The organism is Rhizobium sp. WYJ-E13, assembly GCF_018987265.1.
Lineage (GTDB): Bacteria > Pseudomonadota > Alphaproteobacteria > Rhizobiales > Rhizobiaceae > Rhizobium.
This window is the reverse complement of sequence record NZ_CP076854.1, coordinates 351811-367130: the sequence shown is the minus strand read 5'-3', so window position 1 is coordinate 367130 and position 15320 is coordinate 351811. Positions and strand designations below refer to the sequence as shown.

General features: G+C 59.2%; 11 protein-coding genes and 3 pseudogenes. 6 read left to right on the top strand and 8 right to left on the bottom strand.

From position 1 onward, the window contains the following. Positions 1-23 precede the first annotated feature (23 nt). The 6 genes and pseudogenes from KQ933_RS23270 (at position 24) to KQ933_RS23245 (ending at position 6409) form a co-directional block, all read left to right on the top strand. Positions 24-1313: an ABC transporter substrate-binding protein gene (locus tag KQ933_RS23270; RefSeq protein ID WP_216760188.1), complete on the top strand. Its 1290-nt coding sequence runs from the start codon at positions 24-26 to the stop codon at positions 1311-1313. A 95-nt stretch (positions 1314-1408) separates the two neighbouring features. Further along, positions 1409-2263: pseudogene (locus KQ933_RS23265) on the top strand (carbohydrate ABC transporter permease); the annotation flags it as partial. Further along, positions 2256-3119 carry a carbohydrate ABC transporter permease gene (locus KQ933_RS23260; RefSeq protein ID WP_216760186.1) on the top strand — a complete coding sequence of 288 codons (864 nt, stop codon included), beginning with the start codon at positions 2256-2258 and terminating at the stop codon, positions 3117-3119. The pseudogene KQ933_RS23265 and the gene KQ933_RS23260, both read left to right, overlap by 8 nt. 54 nt (positions 3120-3173) lie before the next feature. Continuing rightward, positions 3174-4247: an ABC transporter ATP-binding protein gene (locus tag KQ933_RS23255; RefSeq protein WP_216760185.1), complete on the top strand. Its 1074-nt coding sequence runs from the start codon at positions 3174-3176 to the stop codon at positions 4245-4247. A 61-nt stretch (positions 4248-4308) separates the two neighbouring features. Next, the gene (locus KQ933_RS23250; RefSeq protein WP_216760184.1) at positions 4309-5328 is read left to right on the top strand and encodes a Gfo/Idh/MocA family protein; all 1020 of its coding nucleotides are present in this window, start codon (positions 4309-4311) and stop codon (positions 5326-5328) included. 1 nt (position 5329) lies between these two features. Beyond that, on the top strand, positions 5330-6409 hold the full coding sequence (locus tag KQ933_RS23245) for a Gfo/Idh/MocA family protein (protein ID WP_216760183.1): 1080 nt from the start codon (positions 5330-5332) through the stop codon (positions 6407-6409). Positions 6410-6782: 373 nt separating this feature from the next. On the opposite strand, the pseudogene KQ933_RS23240 reads toward KQ933_RS23245, so the two are convergent. From KQ933_RS23240 to KQ933_RS23205, 8 genes and pseudogenes are all read right to left on the bottom strand, one after another. Then, positions 6783-6953: pseudogene (locus KQ933_RS23240) on the bottom strand (SDR family NAD(P)-dependent oxidoreductase); the annotation flags it as partial. A gap of 49 nt (positions 6954-7002) precedes the next feature. Beyond that, positions 7003-7440: a DsrE family protein gene (locus KQ933_RS23235; RefSeq protein WP_216760182.1), complete on the bottom strand. Its 438-nt coding sequence runs from the start codon at positions 7438-7440 to the stop codon at positions 7003-7005. 120 nt (positions 7441-7560) lie between these two features. Then, positions 7561-8526: an MBL fold metallo-hydrolase gene (locus KQ933_RS23230; protein ID WP_216760181.1), complete on the bottom strand. Its 966-nt coding sequence runs from the start codon at positions 8524-8526 to the stop codon at positions 7561-7563. A 92-nt stretch (positions 8527-8618) separates the two neighbouring features. Beyond that, on the bottom strand, positions 8619-9443 hold the full coding sequence (locus tag KQ933_RS23225; protein WP_367882552.1) for an alpha/beta fold hydrolase: 825 nt from the start codon (positions 9441-9443) through the stop codon (positions 8619-8621). Positions 9444-9689: 246 nt separating this feature from the next. Beyond that, positions 9690-9990 (bottom strand): annotated as a pseudogene (locus tag KQ933_RS23220) (4-oxalocrotonate tautomerase family protein). A 33-nt stretch (positions 9991-10023) separates the two neighbouring features. Continuing rightward, positions 10024-10953: a zinc-dependent alcohol dehydrogenase family protein gene (locus tag KQ933_RS23215; protein WP_253958456.1), complete on the bottom strand. Its 930-nt coding sequence runs from the start codon at positions 10951-10953 to the stop codon at positions 10024-10026. A gap of 178 nt (positions 10954-11131) precedes the next feature. Continuing rightward, on the bottom strand, positions 11132-14140 hold the full coding sequence (locus KQ933_RS23210) for a winged helix-turn-helix domain-containing protein (protein ID WP_253958402.1): 3009 nt from the start codon (positions 14138-14140) through the stop codon (positions 11132-11134). A gap of 64 nt (positions 14141-14204) precedes the next feature. Beyond that, positions 14205-15173 (bottom strand): SDR family NAD(P)-dependent oxidoreductase, encoded by a 969-nt coding sequence (locus KQ933_RS23205; protein WP_216760178.1) that lies wholly within the window; start codon positions 15171-15173, stop codon positions 14205-14207. Positions 15174-15320: the final 147 nt, after the last annotated feature.

Here is a 15320-nt window from a genome sequence, read left to right as displayed (position 1 = left end):
GTTCGGCCTTAAAGGAGGAGCATATGAATAATCTTATCGGTCGTCGCAGCTTCTTGGAGACCGCGGGCCTGGGAGCCCTTGCCGCCACCCTTAACGGTACCAGCGCTTACGCCGCCGCAGAAAGGCTTCGTCTAATCTTCTGGGGCGGGCAAGCTCGCGCGGATAAGACCGGAAAGGCAAGCGGGCTTTTTGCCGCTCAAAACGGAATCACAGTCCAAAACGAATTTCTCGCCTGGAACGATTACTGGACGAAACTTGCCACACAGATCGCTGGCGGCAACGCGCCAGACGTCGTGCAAATGGACTACCGTTATATCGCCGAATATGCCGCCCGTAACGCAATCGCGCCGCTTGACGAATTTATCGGCAAGGAATTGAACCTCGCCGGCTTCGATAAAGATCAAATTGAGGGGGGCAAAGTTAGCGGAAAGCTCTATGGTATCAGCCTCGGAGCAAACTCCGTCGCGACCATCGTCAACACCGCAGCTTTCGATAGAGCCGGCATTAAACTGCCCGTGGGTGGTTTCACCTATGACCAGCTCTTTGAATATGCCGACGTCTTCAAGCAGTCGGGCCTGCCAAATGGGATCCGCGTCATCATGGACGCTTCGGGTAATGAGCAGATGCTCGAAAACTGGCTGCGCCAACGCAAGAAGGCGCTTTACACCGCCGATGGTCAACTTGCCTTCGGTGCCGACGATGCCACGGAATGGTTTATCTTGTGGTCGGAGCTGCGTGAGGCCGGCGTTTGCGTTACGGCCGAAGATAATGCGCTGGAAACAGGCCCGATGGAATCGACCATGATTGTGTCGGGTAAGGCCGCGCTTCAACCAGACAATTCAAATCTTCTGGTTGCCTATCAGTCCCTGATGCAGGATCCGCTGGCGCTCGCTCCTTACCCGTTAATCTCTACTGGCGCAACGGGCGGCCAGTACCGCAAACCGTCAATGTTTTTCTCGATTGCGAACTCGTCGGCCGCGAAAAGCCAAGCCGCCCAGTTTCTCAGCTTCTTTGCAAACGACCTAGAAGCTGCAAAGCTTCTCGGCACCGAACGTGGCATTCCCTGTTCGGAGCCCGTGCGCGAAGCCCTTGCCCCAACACTGTCGCCGCTCGAACGTGCGGGGTTGGAATACGTGTCGGGGCTCGGCGATATCCTTGGCCCGATCCCCCCTTCTCCGCCGACGGCCGCCGGCGAGGTTAGTCAATCGGTGCTTGCCAATATCAGTCAGCAAGTCGCCTTCGGAATGGAAAAGCCGGAGAACGCCGGGCCGATGCTTGTCGAGCAGGCAACCGAACTTTTGAGCCGGCGCTGATCATGACGGTTATCAAGTCGCCCGAAGCGGCCGCGTCACGCGGGGGAATGGTGCGGGCAAAAGGGCCTAAGCGCTATTCCTCTACGCAGCGCGCGGCCTACCTCTTCTTGTTGCCCTGGGCGATAGGCTTTCTTTGCCTGTCGCTCGGCCCGATCCTGTGGTCGCTTTACCTGTCCTTTACGGATTTCGACCTTCTGACCGCGCCCGATTGGGTAGGCCCTGCCAACTACGTGCGCATGTTTACCGCAGACCCCAAGTTCATGATTTCCATCAGGATAACCTTTGTCTATGTCCTCTTCTCCGTGCCGCTGAAACTCGCTTTTGCGCTCGCCGTGGCCATGCTGCTCAATCGCGGCATCCGCGGTCTGCCGCTTTACCGGGCGCTGTTTTACCTGCCCTCGCTTCTCGGCGCGAGCGTTGCGATTGCCGTTCTCTGGCGACAGCTTTTCGCTGGCAACGGGCTGGTAAACCACCTCCTCGCTCAGTTCGGCATCGAAGGTCCGAGTTGGATCTCGAACCCCAACTACTCGCTGTGGACGCTAATTGTCCTGGCGGTCTGGCAGTTCGGTTCGCCGATGATCGTCTTCCTCGCCGGCCTTCGGCAGATACCGGCCGATGTTTACGAGGCGGCGCGGGTCGACGGCGCCGGGCGCTGGCGGCAGTTCAGGCGCATTACCGTACCTCTGCTAACTCCCGTGATCTTCTTCAACGCCATCATCCAGACGATCGATGCGTTCAAGACATTTACACCTGCCTTTATCATCTCGAACGGATCGGGCAATCCGGTCAATTCGCTGCTGTTCTATACGCTTTATCTCTATCAGGAAGCCTTCGGCTATTTCCGCATGGGCTATGCCTCGGCACTCGCTTGGGTGCTGCTGGTCATCATCGCGCTGTTTACGGCCTTCGCCTTCCTCACCAGCCGCTATTGGGTGCACTACGATGAATAAGCTCTCGCTCTCCGAAGCCACGATGCGTTCGCGTGTTGCCGGCATGGTCACTCACGCGCTGCTCATCGGCGCCTCGATCGCTATGATCTATCCGCTGTTGTGGATGCTGTCGGCCTCATTCAGACCTGAAAACGAAATCTTCATCTCGACGAGCCTCACTCCGTCGAGCTTTAGCCTTACCTCTTATGTCGAAGGCTGGAACGGGCTGCCGGTGAGCTTTGGCCGGTTCTTCAGCAATTCCTTCTTGATCGCGATACTTTGCGTCGTTGGCAATGTATTTAGCTGTTCGCTTGCCGCTTTCGCGTTCTCGCGGCTGGAATTTCGGGGGCGCCGGATCTGCTTCGCGCTGATGCTGATGACGCTGATGCTCCCCTATCACGTCACCCTGATCCCGCAATATGTGCTGTTTCGCGAGCTTGGCTGGGTCAACACCTTTCTGCCGCTGGTTGTTCCGAAGTTCCTCGCCGTCGATGCCTTCTTCATCTTCCTGATGGTGCAGTTCTTTCGCGGCCTTCCTAAGGAGCTCGATGAGGCTGCGATGATCGACGGCTGCTCGCCTTGGCGGGTTTACTGGAGGGTGATCATGCCGCTGTCGCTGCCGGTGCTGGCCACCGCCTCGATCTTCACCTTTATCTGGACCTGGGACGATTTTTTGGGACCGCTCATCTATCTGAGCGACATGCCGCAATACACGGCAATGCTCGGACTCAGGACCTTCGTGGATTCGAGCGGCGTGTCGAATTTCGGCGGACTGTTCGCCATGTCCGTGCTGTCCCTGATGCCGGTCTTCGGCTTCTTCCTGCTGTTCCAGCGGCTGCTTATCGAGGGGATCGCAACCACGGGGATGAAGCGATGATGGGACTTCTTTCACGCGCGAAAATTGAACTCCAGCACAGCCGGGAGGCGATCCGTGTCATCCACCGTTGAGTTGCGAAACGTTACTAAATCCTATGGCGAACTACAGGTGGTTCACGGCGTCGATCTTCAAATCGACCCCGGAGAGTTCGTTGTCTTTGTTGGCCCGTCAGGCTCTGGCAAATCGACTCTTTTGAGAATGGTCGCCGGACTCGAGGAGATCACTGGCGGCGACCTCATGATCGACGGCCGAACGGTCAATCATATCGCGCCTTACGAGCGCGGTATCGCCATGGTTTTCCAGTCCTATGCGCTCTATCCGCACATGACGGTCCATAAGAACCTCGCCTTCGGGCTGGAGACCGCGAAGATGTCGAAGGAGGAGATCAAGCGACGTGTCCAGGAGGCGGCGGAAATCCTTCAGATCGAGCCGCTCCTCGCTCGCAAACCACGACAGCTTTCCGGTGGTCAACGCCAGCGCGTGGCAATTGGCAGGGCGATCGTGCGCGAGCCGAAACTCTTCCTGTTCGATGAGCCGCTCTCCAACCTGGACGCCGAGCTGCGTGTCCAAATGCGCGTCGAGATTGCCAAGCTGCACAAGCGGCTCGGCAACACGACGATCTACGTGACCCACGATCAGGTCGAGGCGATGACCATGGCGCACAAGATCGTGGTGCTCAACAACGGGCGCATTGAGCAGGTTGGCTCTCCGCTCGATCTCTACAACGCGCCCGGCAATCGGTTCGTTGCTGGTTTTATTGGCTCACCAAAGATGAATTTCCTACCGGCCGCGGCTTCCTCGAACGGCGTCAGGATTAACGAGGTCTCGTTACCTCATCCGAATTTCGAAAGGTTGCCGGTTACCTTTGGCATCCGACCCGAGCACCTCTCGATAGTTGCCGGCACCAGCAGGATCAAACTTGGCACCGCTGCGGTGGATCTGGTGGAGAGCCTCGGCGGGCAGACTGTTGTGTACGCCAGCCTCGGCGATGGGCAGCCGCTGACGATTCTGCTTGAAGGGCAGCCGGCGGTCACCGACAGCGTGGACGTGTTCTTCGATCTCGAGAAGGCGCATTTCTTCGACCAGGCTGGGCGCAAGACGCTGCCGAAGCATGTCCAGGAGGCATGATCGCCGGTGAGACAAGCATGACGACGGCCGGTTCTGGCCGGCTAGCAATAAGGAGCGAGCAATGTTGAGGTTTGCAGCCGTCGGTCTCGACCACGGCCATATTTTCGATCATGTGAAGGGGCTTTTGGCGACGGGCGCTGAATTTGTCGGCTATTGCCCCGAAACCACTGCCCCCGCTGTTCTCGAGGCGATGGAGAAGAATTATCCCGACGTACCGAAGATCGACCGCGACCGGATCTTTGATGATCCGAAGATCGACGTCGTCTGCATCTCCGCCGTACCGGCGGACCGCGCGGGCTTGGCCGTCCGTGCAATGAAGGCCGGGAAGGATGTGATGCTGGACAAGCCAGGAGTTACAAGCTTTGAGCAGCTCGCAGAGGTCCGCAAGACGGTAGAGGAAACCGGAAAGATCTTTTCCATATGCTTCACCGAACGTCACAGCGTTCGCTCGGCGGTGAAGGCGGGCAAACTGGTGCAGGAGGGCGCGGTTGGCCGGGTCATCCAGACTATCGGCACCGGCCCCCATAAGCTTCAGCTTGCCTCACGACCGGATTGGTTTTTCGACCCCAAACGCTTCGGCGGCATCATCGTGGATATCGCTTCCCACCAGATCGACCAGTTTCTGTTCTACACCGGCTCGAAAGCGGGCGAGATCGTTGCCAGCAGCATCGGCAATTTCACGATGCCGGGAAAGCCGGCCTTCCAGGATTTTGGCGACATTCTTTTGCGTTCCGACAAGGCAACCGGCTATGTCCGAGTCGATTGGCTCACCCCGGAAGGGCTCGGTACGTGGGGCGACGGACGGCTGATCATCCTCGGTACGGAGGGCTATATCGAGCTGCGCAAGTATATCGACATTTCCGGCCGACCGGGCAAGGATCACCTCTTCCTCATCAATGGTACGGAAAACCGCTACATCGATTGCAGCGACGAGGAGCTCATATATTTCCGCGCCTTTGTCGATGACGTCGCCAATCGCACCGAAACCGCGATGTCGCAGGCCCATGTCTTTGAAGTCTGTCGCCTTTCGCTTGAGGCACAGACCAATGCCGCCCGTATTGGCGTCCAGGGAGAATATTGAGATGACCAAGAGATTACGCGTCGGCGTCATTGGGGCCGGCATTGCCGCGAGGCATCTGTCCGGCTTTGGCTGGAACCCTGAGCTGTTCGAGGTCGCGGTCCTTTGCTCGCTTGACGGGGACCGCGGGCGCGCGCTTTGCGAAGAATACAAGATCGCCGAATATACTCAGGATGTGGACACTCTGTTTGCACGCGATGATCTCGACATCATCGACATCTGCACGCCGCCGGATTCACATTTCGAACTCTCCAAGCGCGGCATTGAGGCCGGCAAGCATATCATCTGTGAGAAGCCACTTTATGGCTCGATCGCCGATGTCGATGCAATGATCAAGATCGTGGGCAGCACCGACCGTTTTCTGATGCCGATCTTCCAGTACCGCTACGGTACCGGATTGCAGAAGTTGAAATATCTTATCGAACGCGGCCTGGCCGGGCACCCGTTTCTCACTACCATCGAGACCCACTGGTGGCGCGGGCCGGACTACTATGCCGTTCCGTGGCGCGGCAAATGGAAGAGCGAACTCGGCGGCGGGCTACTCGGTCATGCCATCCACGCCCATGACATGCTGAACTACGTCCATGGCGCCTGCGCCGAAGTGTTCAGCCATGGTACGACGCTGGTGAACCCAATTGAGGTCGAGGACACAGCGACGCTTTCGGTGAAGATGGAAAATGGTTCGCTAGCGGCTCTGTCCATGACGCTCGGTTCCCGCAAGGAAATCTCGCGCCTGCGCTTCTGCTTTTCCGATCTGGTGGCGGAAAGCGTCCTGGATCCTTACACGATGGGCCGTGATCCATGGAGCTTCGTCGCGGGCACAGAAGAGCATCAGGCCCGCGTCGATGATGCACTCGCCGAATATAAGGACGAGGAGGACGGTTATACCCGCCAATTCCAGCTTTTCCACAAGGCAATCATGGATGGTACTAAACCGCCAGTAACGCTTGAGGATGCCCGCCGCTCGCTCGAACTCGTAACAGCCGCCTATCACTCACACCGCACCAGCAAGCCGACCGCCATGCCAATTTCCGTCAATCACCCGCTTTATCACTCATGGCTGCCTGAGACGGCACGGGAGTGAAGACGGCGGAGATCATGCACTACCAAAACAAGCGTTAGTTGAACTCTCGCCAGCATGGGTTGCTCCAAGGCCGGTCAAGGCTGCCGTCTGGCCAGCTCGAGTCTGGAAAGGCGGATGCCTTCGCATTGAGCTGGGTTCTGGCCGTCCAGTTTTCCCCTGCGCGCAGAAAGGTTTAGCCTGTCTGTGAATCAGCACCGAAGGTTGACCCTCTGCCAAAAGGCAGCACGTGCATGAATTTGCGGGCAAATCTCGATCCGGGCGGAGTCATCATCGGTCCTGATCGTGACCCCCTCTCGATTCCATTTCGTATTTGTAAATCGATGCCTTACGTAAAAGCGGCAGAGGGTCAACCTTCGGTGCTGATTCACACTTCCGGACGACGCGCGGCGATGACAACGGACGCACCGGCGGCGGCAAGAGCTGCCGTCGTCTCGGTGCCGATGCCGCTTGCGCCTCCGGTCACGATCATTGTCTCTCCATGGAGATCAATGCCCTTCAAGACATCCGAGGCCGTTGAATGGAACCCAAATTGCAGTTGAAGCATGGCACTCTCGTTGGGCGTTCGATTCTTGGCAGGACTGGGAACCAGGAGGTCACTCGGTGATCTTGACGAATCCTTGCTGGACGAGCTGGATCGTCCGCGCCATGGCGTCGAGATTGATCTTGATGCGAGGCAGAAGATCGGCGTTGCCCCATCCGTTTACCTTCGCAGTCGCTCCGCAAAGCTCGACCTTGACGCCGATGTCGATGAGGTCCGCGACCAGCTTTTTGTAGGGGTTGCCAGTGGCGATGTTCCGCGACGCATTGTAGGCCTCATCGCCAAGCGTGACGTGGCCGGCGTTGGTGTGGAACACCACGATCACTTCGGAAGCCGCTTTCCAATTCGCGATGTCCGTCGTGATCAACTGGAGATGGAATAGAGCCGCGGGCAAGTCGCCCTCGAACTCCAGCCCTCCGATGCTGTGGACTGACTTCACTTCTCGCAGTTCGACCGGGATATCGATGAACAGCGCGCTTTTCGTATCAGACATGTTCGTTCCTTCGAGATTGCTGTTGCGATAGATCCGGGACGCCAATGCGCGGCGTCCCGGAGGCGCGCAAGGGAGGCGGTGGGAGGAGCGCGCCAAAAGGTTTTGTGAGATCGGTCCACCCTAGAGGCCGGCGTAGACGAGCCTCGTGAAGAAGGCGGGATCGATCACGAACTGGCCCCACTTCTCGTCGAACGCAGCCGTGGGCTTTGCCTCGACCACCTCGTCGAGGGAGCGTCCCTGGCGTTTGAGTTTGGCCACGTTCTCGCGGATGGCGACGAGCATGTCGCGGAAGTCACGCAACTCGGCGCGGTTGCTCACCGGGTTTCCATGTCCCGGAATGATGATGGTCTCGTCTGTGGACGCGGCAAGGTTTGCTTCAGAAGCCGCGATCATTCCGTCGATGCTTCCGCCTGTCGAGTGATCGATGAACGGATAAATGCCGTTCCAGTATGTATCGCCCGCATGCAGGACATCCGCCTCGCCGAACATCACGTAGATGTCGCAGTCCGTGTGGGCCGGGCCGTAATATTTCAGATCGAGTGTGTTACCGTTGAGTTTGAGCGTATGCTCCTTCGAGAACACATGCTCGGGGACGCCGCTCCGCGCCAGCGGTAGAAAATTGTAATCCCAGTCCTCTACCCGTTGGACCTGCGAAAGATACTTGCGGGTGTTCTCGTGCGCGATGATCTTTGCGCCGTCGGAACCGATCCACGGGTTTCCGTCCGCGTGGTCGAAATGCCAATGGGTGTTGATTAAGTGGGACACGGGGTCCGGCGAGATGTCGGATAGCGCCTTGGTCATCTGTTTCTGCGAGACACTGATTCCGGCGTCCACCATGACGAGGCCGTCCTTGCCGCCCAACACCGCGATGTTGCCACCCGACCCTTCGAGGATGGTGATGCCATTCCTCAGCTTGTGGGTGGAGATGGCCGACTTGGCGGCGCTGTCCTTTATGAGGCTTACCAGGCCGCGCGCCTCGGCATAAGCCTCGCGGGGGCTCAACCATCCTCCCGTGGCGGCAAATCCCGCCGCACCGATGCAGCAGAGGCAAAATCCACGGCGCGAGAGCATGTGTTCGGATTTCATGACATACCTTTCCGCAGCCGGACTCGAACGAGCCGACGGCTTTCGAACTGGAGTTGGAGAGGTCGAGGCGGGCCTTGCGGCCTGCCCGGCCGTCAAGCCTTGATGAAGGACAAGAGATCGGCGTTGATCACGTCGGCATGCGTCGTGAACATTCCGTGGGGGTAGCCGTCATAGACCTTGAGCTTCCCGTTCTTGAGCAGCTTCACAGACAGCTCCGCGGAGTCGGCGATGGGAACCACCTGGTCGTCGCTGCCGTGCATGACGAGCACGGGGACGTCGATGATCTTGAGGTCCTCCGTGAAGTCGGTCTCCGAGAAGACCTTGATGCACTCGTAGTGTGCATTCGCGCCGCCCATCATGCCCTGTCGCCACCAGTTGCGGATGGTACCTTCCGAGACGGTCGCCCCAGGGCGGTTGAAGCCATAGAACGGGCCGCTTGCGATATCGAGGTAGAGCTGCGCGCGGTTGGCGGCCAACGCCGCCCGGTAGCCGTCGAACACCTCGATCGGAAGCCCGCCCGGATTCTTGTCGGACTTGACCATGACCGGGGGGATTGCGGAAATGAGAACCGCTTTCGCGACCCGGCCCTTCCCATGTTTGGCCACATACCTGGTGACTTCGCCGCCACCGGTGGAATGGCCGATATGGACGGCGTCGCGGAGGTCGAGGGCCTCGGCCAGGGCCGCGACGTCGGCCGCGTACGTGTCCATGTCGTTGCCACCGGATGTCTGGCTCGAGCGGCCATGGCCCCTACGGTCGTGGGCGATGACACGGAAACCCTTGCTTAAGAAAAACAGCATCTGGTTGTCCCAGTCGTCGGCGCTGAGCGGCCAGCCGTGGTGGAATACGATCGGCTGACCGGAACCCCAGTCCTTGTAGAAAATCTGCGCGCCGTCTTTCGTCGTGATGCTGCTCATGATCTCACTCCCGGTTTCGAAATCTGCTCTGGTTGGATTTGAAGACATCGTCGCCGCCAGGGCCTGCATCGGCAGGGCGGCAAATGCTGTGGCGGCCGTCCCGATCAAAACTTCCCGTCTCGTGGCGGCGGGTATCGGCAAATTTTCCTTCGAAGTCATGGTCCTGTTCCTTCATGGCCGGATGGCTCCGCAAGGCGGAAGTCTTGCGTGACCTTCTTTTCTCGCCGCTGTTCAGGTTGCGGGTGATCAGCCGACGACTGGCGCGGCCTGGGACCACTCTTTGCGCGTCGTGGGATAGCCGTCGATCGTCTCGACGATGTCCTTCGATTTCGAAAGCGTGGTCATCAAGGACTTCGGCCCCTCGAACGGCCTGCCACCGATGTGCCAGCCATCCGTGTGCAGTTCCTCGATCAGTACCCCAGACGACCTCGCGGAATGCTTCCGAGCCTTCGAACCTGACCATGACATCGGTCAGCGCCCTGGCCATGGCGTGCTTTTCCTCTGGCGTGAAGACGCCGTCGACGAGCTTTACGTTCACGAATGGCATTGTCTTCTCCTTGGCTGTAGTGAGGCGGTCCACCTAGTCGGCAACGTCGATGACGATCTTTCCGCTGGCGGTGCGATTTTCAACTGCCGCATATGCTGCCGAAGCGCTCTCGAAGCTGAATCGGCGTGGGTCGAGGAGAGGGGTAATCTTTCCGGCTTCGGCAAGGCGTTTTGCCTCGCGCAGTATAGCGCCGTGGTGGGCGCGGCCTTCTCCGGTCAGGATCGGCAGGAGCGTGAACACGCCTGAGTAGCTTGCAGCGCGGAAGGAGAGCGGCCCGAGCGAATGCGTGCCCCATCCAAGGCAACTGACGACGTGGCCGAACCTGCGCACGGCGTTGAACGCCGCATCTATCCCTGCGCCGCCGACGGTATCATAGACCACATCGAAGCCGCGCCCGCCCGTGTGGTCTTTCACGTATTCCTCGACGGTAGTCTGATGGCGATCGATCGCCGTCGCGCACAGCTCTTCGATCTGCTTCTGCTTCGACGCCTTGTCCACGGCGAAGACCTGAGCTCCGAAGGCACGTGCGATTTGGATTGCTACATGCCCGACCCCGCCAGCACCGAGTACGAGCACCTTTTGCCGTGCCTGGACGGCAGCGCGATCTATCAGCCCTTCCCAGGCCGTAATGAACACCAGCGGCAGTGCGGCGGCCTCGCGCATGGTGAGGTTGGTTGGCTTGGGTGCCAGCAGATCGGCATCGACAGAAGCGAAGGTCGACAATGAGCCCTGCAGGCCGCCAACGCCGCCGGTCAAGCCGAAGACCTCGTCCTGAGGTCTGAAGGACATTACGCCCGGGCCGACTGCCTCGACGACTCCGGCCAAGTCCATTCCGAGGATTGCGGGCAACGGATGGCGGGCGTGCGGGGCCTGTCCGCTCTTGATCTTGAGATCGAGCGGGTTGACGCTGCTCGCCTTGACGCGGACGAGAACCTCCCCCGCCGCAGGAGCCGGGCAGACCATGCGGGTACGGACAAGATCAGTATTCGTCTCGGTAAGGACGAGTGCATCCATTTCTGTAGGCGTGTTAATCATCATCGGTCTGCCCTTCATGCGCTGCCGACCATCCGGCGATGGCCACAAGATGGCAGAACACGACGGTCACCAGCCAGTGAATCGCAGTGAATTCTTGTGGGACGGATCAGGACAGTTCGGCCAGTATCGCCTTCGCCGCGCGCAGGTCTGCGGTATCGAGACCTTCGCTGAAACGTTCATAGACCGTGGCCAGAAGCTCGCGCGCTCTAGCTCTGTCGCCGCGCCCCACGGCCGATTGAGAAAGGCTTAGGGCCGCTCTCAATTCCAAGGAAAGTGCGTCCTGCTGCCGTGCCAGTTCCAAGGAATGGAGATAGCATTGCTCGGCTTCGTCGCCATGTCCGCATTGCGCAAGGATTTCACCTTTCAGACGATAGAGCTCCGTAATGTACCAGAGTTCGTCCTTATCCTCGCTTACGGCAATGGCTGCCTCCACTTGGGTCCGCGCTTCTGCGTGCTCGCCGAGCGAGGCGAGACCCTCGGCCAGGAAGCAGACAAATCTGACGTGGTAGAGGTTGAAAAGCTTGACCTGTCGCAATTCCAACAGTCCGCTGCGTAGAAGCGGAACGCCTCTTTCGGGATGTCCCTGCTGGATCAGCAGGGCCGCTTTCCAGCAGCGGCCGAATACCTCCCACGGACCAAGGCTGTTCAGTTTGGCCAAATCAAGCAGTTCCGTGATCGCACAATCAGCCGCCGCGAGGTTCCCGACATGAACCAGGATTGGGCATGACCACCGGGCCAATGCTTCGCAGAGCGAAATTGTGTGGCCGGAGGTGCGTGCCGCCTCGACCGCGGCATCGGCGGCGCGCATGGCCTGATCCGGGAAGCCTTGCATCCAAAGGAGCTGAGCGGGCTGAATTCGCGCCGAAACAGACTGACCAAATCTGAACCGCACGAACCCGCCAGGGGGAAGCTCGGTTGAGACGTCGTGCTCCAGCATGAGATCGGCGTGGCGACGGGCACCCCGGAAATCTCCCATACAGAAGAGCGTCATGCTCAGCATGCGGTCGCCGATGAACCTGTCGAGGCTGTTGCGAGCAAGCCTCACGAAGCGATCGGCATTGTCGCGCGATGCCCGATACTCGCCCATACCCACCTGCGCGATCCACAAGCCCCATAGGGCTTCTGCCTGCGCGTCGACGTCGCCTAGCTCTTCGGCTATCTCCAGTGCCTTTGCGAACGCGGCAGGAGCCTGTGGCGCAAACCCGACCTTGAAGGCCTGCGAGAGACCGAGCGCCCTATAAAGCTGCATGACCTGACGGGCGCGTCCATCCCGCTTTTTCCCCGGATCGATGGCAAGCAGTGCGCGGCGCACACACGTCAGGCACTCATCGACCAGCGACAATTGATACCAGAGCGGGATGGCCGAAACAGTTACAGCAACCCCTATATCGGCGTCGCCGTTGTCAGAGAACGTCCAGTCGAGGACGTAGCGGACGTTGTTGATTTGTGACCCGTACTTGAGCAGCCAATCGTCGCTTGACAGTGTTTCCACTTCCTCCGCCGAATACTCGAGGGTCTCGCACAGATATCTTGCTAGGCGCTGGACGACGAGGCTTACCTCCCCTTCTTCCTGCAATTTGCTTACAGCGAAGGCACGTGTCGTATCGAGCAATCGGTATCGTGCCGCCTTGCCGTGCGTATCGACAGCTAAAAGGGACTTCGCCACAAGTTGCGCAAGTTGCCCCGGTACATCGCATTCGTTTGCGAGCGCATCGAAAGCAACGGCTGTCGCTGCCTCGCGCCCGAATTCACCAGCGAACACGGCGAGCCCTCGCAACACCGCCTGCTCCTCGCGCGAAAGCGCACCGTAGCTCCAGTCGATCATGGCAGCCAGCGTCTGGTGACGTGGAAGAGCGGTGCGCCTGCCACCCGTCAGCAATCGTAGCCGGTCGTTCAAAAGCTCCGCTATTCCTCGGGTGCCAAACGCCTCGACCCGACCGGCAGCGAGCTCGATTGCCAGGGCAATTCCGTCGAGCTGACGGCATATGTGGGTGACGATCGGAGCTTCGTCGTCATCGAACGTGAACTCACCTCCGGACGAAGTTGCCCGGTCTACAAAAAGGCGGATGGCGGGAAACGCCAAAGCATCGGCCGCCGTTAGGCCCGAACCAAGCGGGGGCATATCCAGGGCGGGAAGCCTGTAGACGCTCTCCCCCTCCACCCGCAATGCCTCTCGGCTGGTAGCCAGAATGCCGATACCCGGAGCCTCCCGGAGCAGGATCTCCGCCAGTCCTGCAGCGGCGTCGAGAACGAGTTCGCAACTGTCGAACACCAGAAGCATCCGCTTGTCACGCAGGTGCGCGGTCAACAGGGAAACAGTATCGCCCGTGATCTCCGGCAGCCGAAGCTGTGATGCCAGGACGGACGGAAGCGACGAAGGATCCCGGAGCGGTGCCAGATCCAGAAAGCACACGCCATGCTCATACGATGAAGATCGCTCTTCCGCCACACGGATGCCGACCGTTGTCTTTCCGATTCCACCAGGACCGACAATGGAGACCAGACGAGACCGTTGAACCCGTCCTTCAAGGATCTCGATTGCCTCCTCCCTTCCGATCGGTCGCGTCAGTTGCCTTGGAAGATTATTCGGCGCCGCATCCTCGGCAGCCCCGTTCGGGAGTTCCGAGCGGGAAAGTGGCGCAACGAACCGATAGCCCCGCGAAGGAACGGCGGCGATATAGCTCGCCGCGGATTGATCCTCGCCAAGCGCCTTGCGAAGCACCGCGATCTGCGCTCTGAGGTTCGATTCCTCGACTATCGTGTTCGGCCAGGCGCGCGCGATCAGTTCGTCTTTCGTCAGGAGCTCGCCAGGCCGTTCCGTCAGCGCGATGAGGATGTCGAGCGCTCGCGATCCGATTGGTACCGGCTTCTGGTTTCTGACTAGTAGGTGACGTCCCGGGTACAGCCGGAAATCGCCGAATGATGTCGCAACATCCGGCCCCGCCGTTGCGTTTGTTAATGCATGCCCTTCCATCCTGATCGGCCCTGATAGATAAGCGGTGTCAGCTCGCAGCCAATAACTCGATGAATCATAGTCGATCCTGTAGGGTCGGAGAATAACAACGCAATAGAACCCTGACTGAAGAACGTATAGCAACAGCTGCAAGTCGCCCATCTTCTCCTGGAGAGCTAAGTTCGTGTCGTGCCCTCGCCGATCGCCGAAAGGCACCAGGAGTGCTTCAGGTTATTTCAATATCCAAACCCGTCATCATGGCGCTCCAACGCCACAACCTTTCGGCCCTCTCCGGATCAATCGCGTAAGGGCGCACCCCGAAGGGGCTTTCGGTTTCGACGGAAGCGATGTCACAGTTCTCGCAGTATACTCCTCCCAGAGAATTCAAAAGTGGGGAGGTTGCGCACCAGACCGTTGTAGCTGCTCCTTGCCCGGGTGTTTTCTTGTCCGCCGCCGGATTGATCACCGGAGACCCGTCTGGCTCGAGCGCGCCGACAGCGTCGAACTCGGATAGGGATAGATGCCGGATTCCTGGTGTGACGATCATCCCCGGATGAACAGAAAATGCGCGAACTCCATTCGCGCGGCCACGCCTGTCAAGCGCCACCGCGTAGAGGGCGTTCGCTGTCTTGGATTGGCCGTAAGCCATCCACTTATCATAGGGACGGCGAACGAAGTCGATATCCTCGAAATCGACATCAGACATCTGGTGGGCGCGGGACGACATGACGATCACTCGCGATGTGCGGGCGGCCAGCAATGCTGGCCACAGTAGCGCCGTGAGCTGATAGTGTCCCAGGAAATTGGTTGAGAAATGACCCTCATGGCCATGCGTATCACGGAAAAGCGGCTTAGCCATTATGCCCGCGTTGAGAACGAGAATGTCGAGCCGAGCCCGGCGGTCGAGGAAAGTGTTCGCGAAAGCTTTAACTGATGCCTCGTCCGCAAGATCAATGGGCCACACATCGACCTTGTCGATTCCGCTCAACGCCGCGCGGGCAGCGACAGGGTCGACAGCGGGAACATGTACGCTTGCCCCGGACGATGCAAGCGCGCGGGCCGTCTCAAGCCCGAGGCCCGATGAACCGCCAGTCACTACCGCTACCCGTCCTGTTAGGTCCGCGTCGCGCACTACCTCAGTGGCCGACATTGCAGGCCCTAACCCGGTCAGCAGTGGTTGTTGGACTACTCGCAATCTGCCTCTAAGAGTCTGGTTGACGCAATGATCGGCACTCTAGTACTACAGTTGCGTTTGATGCCTTGCTTTGTAGTGAGAAAGCATTGCGGATGCTTGATGCCTGCGTCGCCAGAGTGACCATGCCAAGATGAGGCGAACTCTAAT

What these genes read in the sequence shown, in the direction of transcription:
- KQ933_RS23270 (WP_216760188.1), top strand. Translation starts at nt 24, where the DNA reads ATGAATAATCTTATCGGTCGTCGCAGCTTCTTGGAGACCGCGGGCCTG.
- KQ933_RS23260 (WP_216760186.1), top strand. Translation starts at nt 2,256, where the DNA reads ATGAATAAGCTCTCGCTCTCCGAAGCCACGATGCGTTCGCGTGTTGCC.
- KQ933_RS23250 (WP_216760184.1), top strand. Translation starts at nt 4,309, where the DNA reads ATGTTGAGGTTTGCAGCCGTCGGTCTCGACCACGGCCATATTTTCGAT.
- KQ933_RS23245 (WP_216760183.1), top strand. Translation starts at nt 5,330, where the DNA reads ATGACCAAGAGATTACGCGTCGGCGTCATTGGGGCCGGCATTGCCGCG.
- KQ933_RS23235 (WP_216760182.1), bottom strand. Translation starts at nt 7,440, where the DNA reads ATGTCTGATACGAAAAGCGCGCTGTTCATCGATATCCCGGTCGAACTG.
- KQ933_RS23230 (WP_216760181.1), bottom strand. Translation starts at nt 8,526, where the DNA reads ATGAAATCCGAACACATGCTCTCGCGCCGTGGATTTTGCCTCTGCTGC.
- KQ933_RS23225 (WP_367882552.1), bottom strand. Translation starts at nt 9,443, where the DNA reads ATGAGCAGCATCACGACGAAAGACGGCGCGCAGATTTTCTACAAGGAC.
- KQ933_RS23215 (WP_253958456.1), bottom strand. Translation starts at nt 10,953, where the DNA reads ATGGTCTGCCCGGCTCCTGCGGCGGGGGAGGTTCTCGTCCGCGTCAAG.
- KQ933_RS23210 (WP_253958402.1), bottom strand. Translation starts at nt 14,140, where the DNA reads ATGGGCGACTTGCAGCTGTTGCTATACGTTCTTCAGTCAGGGTTCTAT.